7 protein-coding genes are annotated in these 7106 nt (G+C 60.6%); 1 reads left to right on the top strand and 6 read right to left on the bottom strand.

The genetic code is table 11. From position 1 onward, the window contains the following. The 6 genes from JNM42_RS14140 to JNM42_RS14115 all read right to left on the bottom strand — a co-directional run. A partial coding sequence (locus JNM42_RS14140) for an efflux RND transporter permease subunit (RefSeq protein ID WP_294271285.1) occupies positions 1-1142 on the bottom strand: 1142 nt, incomplete at its 3' end. A gap of 13 nt (positions 1143-1155) precedes the next feature. Beyond that, on the bottom strand, positions 1156-2178 hold the full coding sequence (locus tag JNM42_RS14135; protein WP_294271282.1) for an efflux RND transporter periplasmic adaptor subunit: 1023 nt from the start codon (positions 2176-2178) through the stop codon (positions 1156-1158). Further along, positions 2175-2744, bottom strand: a complete 570-nt coding sequence (locus JNM42_RS14130) for a hypothetical protein (protein ID WP_294271278.1) — start codon at positions 2742-2744, stop codon at positions 2175-2177. The genes JNM42_RS14135 and JNM42_RS14130 overlap by 4 nt, the downstream gene beginning before the upstream one ends. An 11-nt stretch (positions 2745-2755) precedes the next feature. Further along, positions 2756-4045, bottom strand: coding sequence for a TolC family protein (locus tag JNM42_RS14125; protein ID WP_294271275.1), 1290 nt, complete (start codon positions 4043-4045; stop codon positions 2756-2758). Positions 4046-4178: 133 nt separating this feature from the next. After that, positions 4179-4532 carry a hypothetical protein gene (locus tag JNM42_RS14120; protein ID WP_294271272.1) on the bottom strand — a complete coding sequence of 118 codons (354 nt, stop codon included), beginning with the start codon at positions 4530-4532 and terminating at the stop codon, positions 4179-4181. A gap of 75 nt (positions 4533-4607) precedes the next feature. Beyond that, the gene (locus JNM42_RS14115) at positions 4608-6845 is read right to left on the bottom strand and encodes a heavy metal translocating P-type ATPase (protein WP_294271270.1); all 2238 of its coding nucleotides are present in this window, start codon (positions 6843-6845) and stop codon (positions 4608-4610) included. Positions 6846-6947: 102 nt separating this feature from the next. On the opposite strand from JNM42_RS14115, the gene JNM42_RS14110 reads away from it, so the two are divergent. After that, positions 6948-7106, top strand: a 159-nt coding sequence (locus tag JNM42_RS14110) for a MerR family transcriptional regulator (protein WP_294271287.1), incomplete at its 3' end; no start/stop codon positions are given.

Below are 7106 nucleotides of genomic sequence, written 5' to 3'. Positions count from 1 at the left end.
TTGAAGACCAGTGCCGTCATGAAAATCGACACCGGGATGGCGGTCAGCGCAATCACCGTCGGGCGCAGAGTACCCAGGAAGAAGTACAGAATGACCGCGACAAACACCGAGGCCCCAATCAGTTTTCCCTGCAGCGTACCGATCGAGGCCTCGATGAAGCTGGCCTGGCGGAAGGTTACCTTGGGCTCATCCATGCCGGCTGGCAGGGATTTCTTCAGATCGGCGAGCGCCGCTTCGATGGACCGTGTCAGATGGATGGTGTCGGCCGTTGGCTGTTTTTGGATGCCAAGAATCACCGCCGGCTTGCCTTCAAAGCCGGCATCGCCACGTTTGATGGCTGGCGCAAAGGTTACGTCGGCAATTTGCCGCAATAAAATGGGTTGACCGTGGCGAGCCGTCAGCGCCAGGTTCTTGAGATCGTCCAGGCGTGAAGTTCGACCCAGATTGCGGATCAGGTATTCGCGTCCGTTGAGCTCAAGAAAACCGCCCGAGGTGTTCGAAGCAAACCCCTTGAGTGCCCCGGTCAACTGATCATGAGTAATATCCAGTTCGGCCATGCGGGCGGTATTCGGTTGCACCTGGAACTGGCGTACTTCGCCACCGATAGGAATGACCTGAGCCACACCGGGTACTGCCATGAGGCGGGGCCGCAGCACCCAGTCGGCAAATTCCCGGACCTGCATCGGCGAAATCCTGGCCGTGTCGATGGGAATAGCGACCTGCATGATTTCGCCCATGATCGAACTGATCGGCCCCATGCGCGGAATGACGCCAATCGGCAGGCCTTCCTCCATCGAACTCAGGCGCTCGGACACCATCTGCCGTGCCCGGAAAATCTCCGTCGTCCAGTCGAAGGTGACATAGATGAAGGAGAGCCCCGAACTGGAGGTTGACCGTACGCTTTCGACACCCGGCAGGCCGTTCATCGTCGTTTCCAGCGGGAAGGTGATCAGTTGCTCGACCTCCTCGGCGGCCATGCCGCCGGCCTCGGTCATAATCGTTACGGTTGGTTTGTTGAGATCCGGGAATACATCCACCGGCGTTCGGGTCAGGGTAAACGCCCCGTAGCCCATCAATACCAGGCTGGCGATGATCACTAGCAGCCGGTTGCTCAGGCTGTTGACAAGTAGCCACTTGAACATGTCTGTGCTCCCCTCAGCGGATCTGGTTGATCAGCGAGGCGCCACGCACGGTAACCCGATCACCCGATTGCAGACCGGCGGTCACTGCTACGTTGGCACCATCCAGCGGTTCGACGGTCACCACTCGTGGTTCGTAGCGTTCCGGTGCAGTCTTGACCCAGACGATGCTCTGGTTTGCCGGGTTCTTCATCAACGCAGCGGTCGGGATGGAAATTCCCTGAACCGTACTGCGGCTTTGCACGAAAACCTTGAGCGGCTGGCCAACCGCCAATTCAGCGAGCGCGGCGCCTTCGCCGGTGAAAGTTAGCGGCAAAGCCTGATCACGCAGACTGCGGGCCAACCCGAGCAGGCGCAAGGGCAATTTCTGCTGGCCGACAGTAATAAACGCACCGGCAATATCACTGGTCACCGTCAGGTCATAGGCCAAGGCTTCAACCATCAGGCGTTCCGGATTGACGATCTCGAACAGGGTTTCACGAGCCTCAACGACCTGTCCGGACACCACATTGGCTGAAGCGACAACCCCAGCCACCGGGGCTCGCAACTGTTCGTTGGCGACGGCGGCTTCGGCTTCCTCAATCATTTTTCGCGGCACCGTATCCGAGAGTTCACGCAGGCGACGCAGACGACTTTCAGCCAGCGAGCGACTGTTTCCGCCAACCTCGGGGGTCACGTAGGCCAGCACCTCACCCTTGCCAACCTTCTGCCCGGGCAGCGGAAGCCCGCGAGGGCCAGGGGTCACGCGACCGGCAACGATAGCTTGCACTTTGCCACCGGCATTGGGGTCCATGACCACCTTGCCATTCAGTTCCATGGCCTTGGGTAGTTCGCCGCTTTCGACCGCCAGCGTACGCACGCCAATCTGGCGCTGGGCCGGCTTGGGCAGAAAAACGCTGCCATCGGGCTGGCGTTTCGGGCCGTTACCGGTCGCAGCAGGCGGCGCATCGCCGTGATCATGGCCTTCACCGGACCAAACCGGCGTTGTACTGACACTAAAAGCGAGACAGAGCGCAGAAAACAGGAGGCGCGTTTTCATGCGGCACCTCCAAGATGCGGGTTACGGGAGGCGCGTATGCGGCGCACAAGCAGGCTAAGCAAGGCAAGTCCGGCGAGGGCTGCCCCTGCCCACAGGGCATTTTCTTTCCAGCCGAGGAGACGGCCAGCCACAGCGGGGTCTTCATCATGAACATCGAGTTCACCGGTCAGAAGATCGCTGTCATTGCCAGCCACCAGCGTGAAAGTCAGGGGCTTGCTGCCAACCTGATGCAGCTTGGCCAAGGCCGCCGGATCAGACAGGGAATAGTCGCCATGATCCGCGTGGAACGGGGCAGCGATACTACGCCCATCGACATCGATGGTTAGCGAGGCATTGAGCACCGGCTCGGTGGTGCTTGCCCGGTCGATCAGGATCGACAGTTCGTCACGATGCAGGCGACCGACCAGTTCAAAGGATTCTGAAACGGCTGTCACCACCGGCAATGATTTGCCGGCTTGGGCAGCGGGGCCCTCGCCGTGGTCGTGACCTTCTCCAGCCCAAACCGCAGCGCTGCTGGCGATCAGGATTGCCGCACACAGGGTGCTTAGGGTCTGTTTGATTTTCATCGGGGTATTCCTCATTTTTGTTCGGGCAGCAGGCCCATTACCTGACGCAGGGTGGAAATCGACGCAGCGAGGTCGATCCGGGCGCGCGTGCTTTGGCGCTCGGCTTCGACGGCTTCAAGCTCGATGCGCAGCCGGGTCGGCAGATCGGTTTCGCCCAGCCGGAAGGATTTTTCGAAGAAGGCGCGCGATTCCCGGGCCAGTCGCGCCCGCTTGTCGGTCGCCGCCTGCCGGGCTTGCGCCGCCTCGACGAGCAGCCGGGCGGCGTCGAGATCGCTAACCAGGCGCTGGCGTTCGAGATGCAGCAGTCCCTCGGTTTCGATGGCTTCGGCGCGGGCGGCCCCGACCTTGGCCCGATTGCGGCTTTCCGAACCGAAGGGGAAACGCACGCCAACGGTGATGGTCTGTTGCCAAGCTTCACCGAAGGCATCACGCTGACGGGTGGTAGCCAGCAGCAGTTCCGGGTTGTTACGTTTCTGGATTTTGGTCAGATCGGCGACGCGACGCGCCACTTCAGCCCGGTCGAACAACTCGCGAACCGCAGGATGAGTGGCATCCAGCGTGGAAAAATCGGCAGGTACGGCGGGTGTTGGTTCGGCGGCATCGCCACTACCGGCGACCGGCATGGCGCCGGTCAGGGCACGTAGATGCTGGCTTGTCGTCGCCAGCGTGCTGGCGGCGTCGGCCAGGGCGACTTCGGCGGTGGCGGCAGCTCCGTCGGCCTGGTGTTGATCAGACCGGGCGAGATCGCCGGCCTTGACCCGTTTGGTGACATCCGAGGCGAGGCGTCGAGCGTTTTCCAGACGTTCGATTGCCAGTAACTGTTCGACACGGGCGCGCTGCCAGTCCCACCAGGCATCCCGCACGCTTGCGGCGGTGCGCAGTTGGGCGGCCGAGGCGCGACTGCCGACAGCCACCAACTCAGCTTCAGCCAGCGCGCCGCTTTGGCTGCGCTCGCCAGGGAGCCACAGGGGCAAGGTGACGCCGAGCGCGTATTCGCGATCACCCTGATTCTTCAATGGTTGATCGGTTTTGGCGGCGAGTTCCAGGCTTAGAGGCTCGGCCGTCCAGCTTTCGGCAACCTGCCGACGGGCTTCGGCGGCTTCGCGCCGCTGATCCAGGGATTGTGCTTCCGGTTGACGTTGCCAGGCGGCATCGAACGCCTGTTTCAGGGATAGTGCTGTGCCGCCTGTGTTGATGGGGTTTGCTTGCGCCCAGAGACTGCTGTTTGGGAGCATGACGAGCCCACACAGGCTGGCAAAAAGCGCCCGCGAGGCTAAAAATACGATTGTTGTTCGGGACATCCGATTCTCCAGTGATTAAACGACACACAAGGAATCGGCGAGGCGCAACTCGGGTTGAGTTGCTGTGCGCAGGACAGCTCAGGCTGCCACGTGCACGGAGAATAGACTTAGGGAGTGCTACCCGCCTCGCCGATCAGGCGAGGGAGTGCCAGTTGGGGCGTTCGGGCTGGATGAATGGTGGAGAGGTCGGCATCCCCGGTTGCCAGGGGATGGCAAACGAAATACCCGTAGTCAATGGCAAGCCGACGGCACCAAAAATGGCGACAACGCAGCCGGCATGACAAGTACCGCAATCATTGTCGATGCCGCCGGTTAGCTTGGTGTCGGGAACACCATCGTGGTCGGCATCGGCCTGATGCTTGTGTTGGTGATGGCCTAAGTGCTGCGACGCAGCGTCCGCTTCGTGCTGGCAATAGCCGGCCACCGCCGCCCAGGTGAACTGGAAAGGCAGGAAAACGAGCAAGAGAATGGCAAGCCAGTGGCGCATGCGGCGGATATTAACAGAGTCGTGAGTAATGTAATAAGCGGTAATGCACAGAGACAAATGCGAGCGCAATAAGGTTCAAACAATTGTAGTCGACCGCAACACGCGCAAACCGTTAGCCACGACGAGCAGGCTGGCCCCCATGTCGGCGAATACAGCCATCCACATGGTGGCGTTGCCGAACACGGCAAAGCCGAGGACAACAGCCTTGATCCCGAGGGCCAGTGTGATGTTCTGCCAGAGCACAGCATGGGTGCGGCGCGACAGGCGGATGATTTCCGGAATGCGGCGCAGGTCGTCATTCATGATCACGATGTCGGCGGCTTCCATGGCCGTGTCGGTGCCAGCCGCACCCATCGCGATGCCAATATCCGCTTTGGCCAGTGCTGGCGCATCGTTGATGCCATCACCGGTCATCGCCGTCGATCCATATCGGCTACGCAGTTCCTCGATGGCTGCTAGCTTGTCCTCCGGCAGCAAATTGCCTCGCGCATCGTCAATCCCCGCCTGCCCGGCAATCGCCTTGGCCGTGGCCACGTTATCGCCTGTCAGCATCACGGAAACCACGCCCAGACGATGCAGATCAGCCACCGCTGCCCGCGAACTTTCTTTGATGGTGTCGGCGACAGCAAAGATTGCCAGCACCTGGGTTCCCGACGCGAGCAAGGTCACCGTTCGTCCTTGGGCTTCGTGTTCAGCAAGGCGCAACTCGATCGCCGAACCGCACAGGCGGCGTTCTTCGATCAGGCGATGGTTGCCGAGAACAAGGCGAACGCCATCGAAACCGGCTTCGATACCGCGTCCAGGGAGCGCTGTAAAGTCCTCCAGACCATTCGTCGAGGGTGGCAGAACAGCCGCAATCGCTTTCGACACCGGATGGTCGGAGTGTCCGGCGAGGCTGGCCGCCCAAGACAGGATTTGAGATTCGGATTGATCCGAGAGCAAAACCTCTTTGGCTACCAGCCGTGGCTTGCCTTCGGTGATCGTACCGGTCTTGTCAAGCGCGATGGCCCGCAACTTCCTGGCTTCTTCCAGATAGACCCCGCCTTTGATCAGGATGCCGCGCCGGGCTGCCGCCGCGAGTCCGCTGACCACGGTGACCGGCGTCGCAATGACCAAGGCACAGGGGCAAGCGATGACCAACAGCACCAGTGCCTTGTAGATCGCTTGCAGCGCTGTCCAGCCGAACAGCCAAGGTCCAAGGATAGCGATCGCCAGCGCAATGAAAAACACCGCCGGAGTGTAGATAGCGGCAAAACGATCAACAAAGCGCTGGGTGGGCGCACGGGTGGCTTGTGCCTGCTCAACAGCATGGATGATACGAGCCAGCGTTGTGTTACCCGATATTGCAGTCACCTCGAATTCCAGTGTTCCCGTTTCGTTGATCGTGCCAGCGAAAAGTGGATCACCGACGGCCTTGTCGACGGGAATGCTCTCCCCCGTTACCGGCGCCTGATTGACGGCGCTGTTACCCGTCACAATCCGCCCGTCCAGCGGAATGCGAGCACCGGGCTTAACTCTGACCAGAGCCCCCAGGAGAACGCGTTCGGCTGGCATCTCGATCCACGAACCATCAGCCCGGCGAACCTCCGCCGTGTCGGGCGTCAAGGCCAGCAAACCCTGAATGGCATTGCGTGCTTGATCGACTGAACGCGCCTCAATCAGCTCGGCAATAGCGTAAAGCGCCATGACCATTGCCGCCTCGGGCCATTGTCCGATCAGAAAAGCACCGGTCACCGCCACACCCATCAGGGCGTTCATGTTGAGTTGCCCTCGGCCTAGTGCCGACAATCCCTTGCGGTAAGTCGATAGTCCGGAGAGCCCGATGGCAGCTGCGGCCAGGGCCATGCCGAAAAAATTGATGGGCAAGGTGCTGGGTGCCAAGTAGTCGACAGCCTCCGCCCCAACGGCAAGGGCCAGCGCCAGTAAGGCCTTGCCGAACTCACTGAAACCCATTGAAGGCGCGTCTTCCGGTTTGGCCGATAAAGGCTGGGGCGTGAATCCGGCTTGGCGAATCGCAGCCAAGGCCATCTCCAATGCCTCTGCTGTTGCATCAATAGCCAACGTGCGGGCCGAAAGTTCAAAGCGGAGCGACTGGATACCCGAGATACTGGTCAATGCCTTGCGGATGTCGTTTTCTTCGGTTGGGCAGTCCATGGACGGAATCCTGAACAACCGGGCCGCTCCAAGCGGCGTTACTGTATCGGCATCTGGCGGGAGGGCATCCGGGGCCACGACCGGCGCAGTAGCGCATCCGGCTGTGCAGTCGGATGCGGACGCTTCGTTCGAAGGATGTGGGTCGAGATGGGTTTTCATGGTGTTCTCCTTGTCGCTGACGCCATTAGAAACCTTTGAGCCACTACAGGGTCAAGCACGTAGAATGATTATTTTCCGAAACAGACACAAGAAGGCTGGGTGATGAGAATTGGTGAACTCGGGCAAGCCACTGGCGTGGATGTCGAAACTATCCGCTACTACGAGAAAGCCGGTTTGCTGCCGGCACCGGCCCGTCACACAAACGGCTACCGTGCCTATGCCCCGTTGCATGTGGAACGGCTGGCTTTTATCCGCCATTGC

Origin of the sequence: Propionivibrio sp. (assembly GCF_016790145.1) — a bacterium.
Lineage (GTDB): Bacteria > Pseudomonadota > Gammaproteobacteria > Burkholderiales > Rhodocyclaceae > Propionivibrio.
This window is presented reverse-complemented; position numbering and strand designations above follow the sequence as displayed.

Excerpts from the sequence above, each read along its gene's own strand:
- JNM42_RS14115 (WP_294271270.1), bottom strand. The coding sequence starts at position 6,845 with ATGAAAACCCATCTCGACCCACATCCTTCGAACGAAGCGTCCGCATCC.
- JNM42_RS14120 (WP_294271272.1), bottom strand. The coding sequence starts at position 4,532 with ATGCGCCACTGGCTTGCCATTCTCTTGCTCGTTTTCCTGCCTTTCCAG.
- JNM42_RS14125 (WP_294271275.1), bottom strand. The coding sequence starts at position 4,045 with ATGTCCCGAACAACAATCGTATTTTTAGCCTCGCGGGCGCTTTTTGCC.
- JNM42_RS14135 (WP_294271282.1), bottom strand. The coding sequence starts at position 2,178 with ATGAAAACGCGCCTCCTGTTTTCTGCGCTCTGTCTCGCTTTTAGTGTC.
- JNM42_RS14130 (WP_294271278.1), bottom strand. The coding sequence starts at position 2,744 with ATGAAAATCAAACAGACCCTAAGCACCCTGTGTGCGGCAATCCTGATC.